This is a genomic window from Fusibacter sp., assembly GCF_057447755.1.
Genome location: NZ_JBVBZF010000418.1, coordinates 1 through 2636, shown reverse-complemented (window position 1 = coordinate 2636; position 2636 = coordinate 1). Strand labels below are relative to the sequence as shown.

Here is a 2636-nt window from a genome sequence, read left to right as displayed (position 1 = left end):
TTTGGTATCGGAACAGCAGCAGGTGTTGTCCTTGCTAAAGTGATGAACGTCTTCAGTAAAGAGCCTGTAAATCCACTTATTGGATCAGCAGGGGTATCGGCAGTACCTATGGCAGCAAGGGTATCACAAGTAGTTGGACAGAAAGAAAATCCAAGCAACTTCCTACTCATGCATGCAATGGGACCTAACGTTGCAGGGGTAATTGGCTCGGCAGTTTCTGCAGGGGTATTATTATCGCTCTTCTCTGGATTCTAATTTAAAAATAAGTAATAAGACACAAAGCTGACTCTATACTGAGTCAGCTTTTCTTATTATATATCATTAGTTCTCATCCAGCTTTGAGAAAGAATGTTCAACTTGCGAAAAGCGGTTAGGTGAGAACGTTAACGTCAAACTAGATTTTGACGTTAAATCATTATATAAAACAAAATTTGAGCTGAAAGCTGTGATGAAAAATGTTAAATTTCAAACAGGGTCAGCAAAAATTGGTTTGAGACATCCAAGGTGGCTCAAATGTTGTTTAAATGTATGTATGCAACTCTTTTAAAAAACATAAATACAACCTTTGAGGCCATGGTGGTCAGATGGATAAAGAATAAATGACATATAATGACATTACAAAAAACGACGGAAAAATTTATTTTTTAACAATTGCCTGACTTGTTTGAATTCTCACATAAAAACCTTTATAATGATAAATAAGTGAGTATTACGTGTGGAGGCATAATATGGGAAAACAGAAAAAGAAACTATTTAAAGCTTTAGGAGGGGGACCTAAAATTAAATTAAGCAAAAAACCTCGTGAACCAAAAGAAAAAAAACCAAAAGGAAAGTCTGTAACAAAAAAATCGCTGGGTAAGAGTGTGCTAAACTCAAAATTTGGAAAGCGATTAGCTATTATTCTTGTAATATGTATTATTTTACCTGTATTTATAACAGGTGCCGTTATTTTTAATCAATTTAGAAGCTACGTCGAGAAAGACATTTACTCTAACAATGAAGTCATTCTAAATACATTGGATTCGGCGATTCAAAATAGATTAAACAGCGTAAGTAAGGTTTTAACCATACTCTCGCAAGTGGACTATGTACAGAACATGCAACCACTCTTGGTCAAATCCATGTTTGTAAACGTTCAGGATGAATACGATCTTTTAGTGAGTATTGATGTATATGATTCAACTGGTAAATCCGTATTTTCTTCAACTGGTAAAACGGAACCCATAAGTGCATCTCATTTTGACGCTGCATTAAGTGGCGAAATGGCCTATTCTAATATTATGCCTGATGTAGATGGTCAGGGATATCTCATACAGCAAGCCATTCCAATCCATAATAGAAACGGTTCAATTAACGGCGTGCTAATAGGGGAAATATCTTTAGATAAATTTAATCAGGCTGTACAAAGTTTAGTATTGCCTGAAGATTTTGAAGCCCTTGTTGTCAGTCCAGAAGGTAAATTAGTTGCCGATTCAAATGCGGAAGCATATAGTAAACTTAAAGATACAGATTTTTCAGGGCTAGAACCTTTTAAAAAGAGCTTAGCTGGAGAAAGTGGTGCAACAGAATATCGATTTGATGGTAAGAATTACTTAACATCTTATCAAGAACTTGAAGGGGTAAATTGGGGTGTTGTCATTCAAATTCCTTCGCTAAAGGCCTATTCAGAAATTAACTTGTTAACGACACTTTTCATAGGCATATTAATTGTTGCAGCGGGACTTGGATTGATTGTATCTATATTATTATCAAGATATGTAACCTCACCACTTCAAAAAGTTTCTGATAGTGCTCTGACAGCATCAGGTGGTGATTTTACAGTTGAAATTGACAGCGATACATTTAAACGAGCTGATGAGTTCGGAGATTTGGCGAGATCATTTATGATCATGATTGAAGCTTTTAAAGAGATCATTACAAGATTAAAAGATTCAACCAATGTGCTTGATGAAACAACCTTAAATCTGGTAAGTGTTTCGGAAGAATCACAAACAGAGATGACAGCCATCATACAAAATGCGGATGCGCTTAAAGAAACGGCACATGATGATATCAAATTGTCTGGTAAAGTCGTTGATGCTGTTGAAGAAATGGCAAAGGGGTCAGAGAATGTTGCTCAAAATACAGAGCGATTAAATGTACTAATCAAGAACAATGTGGAATTTGCATCACGAGGTGTTGAGATGATGTCGAACACTGCAGGCCTTGTTCAAAAGACCTTCAGCTCTTACGAAATGATTGAGACGCGCATTAAATCACTTGAAAAGTCAGCGGTTGACATCGGCAGCATCACAGATACCATTATGGAAATTGCAAATCAAACCAATCTTTTGGCTTTAAATGCAGCCATTGAAGCGGCAAGGGCTGGAGATGCTGGTAGAGGTTTTGCAGTTGTAGCAGGTGAAATTAGAAACCTTGCGGATCAATCCAACAAATCTGCTGAAAATATTACCAAGATCATTAAGGAAATCCAACATGACATCAAAGACACTTCGGGTATGTTCTCAAGTACTTCGGGAATGCTTCAAAATGTTGTTAATGAATCCGAAAAAACGGTGGAGCAAATTAATGAAATCTTAGTAGATTCGCAGAAGGCAGCTGAGTCTGTAGATGAGATTAGTGCTGTTACAGAGGAA

At 36.6% G+C, this 2636-nt stretch carries 2 protein-coding genes; both read left to right on the top strand.

The annotated features are described in order from the left end of the window. Positions 1-255, top strand: a 255-nt coding sequence (locus tag AC220I_RS21085; protein WP_486725840.1) for a sodium ion-translocating decarboxylase subunit beta, incomplete at its 5' end; no start/stop codon positions are given. 473 nt (positions 256-728) lie between these two features. Beyond that, positions 729-2636, top strand: a 1908-nt coding sequence (locus AC220I_RS21080; RefSeq protein WP_486725839.1) for a methyl-accepting chemotaxis protein, incomplete at its 3' end; no start/stop codon positions are given.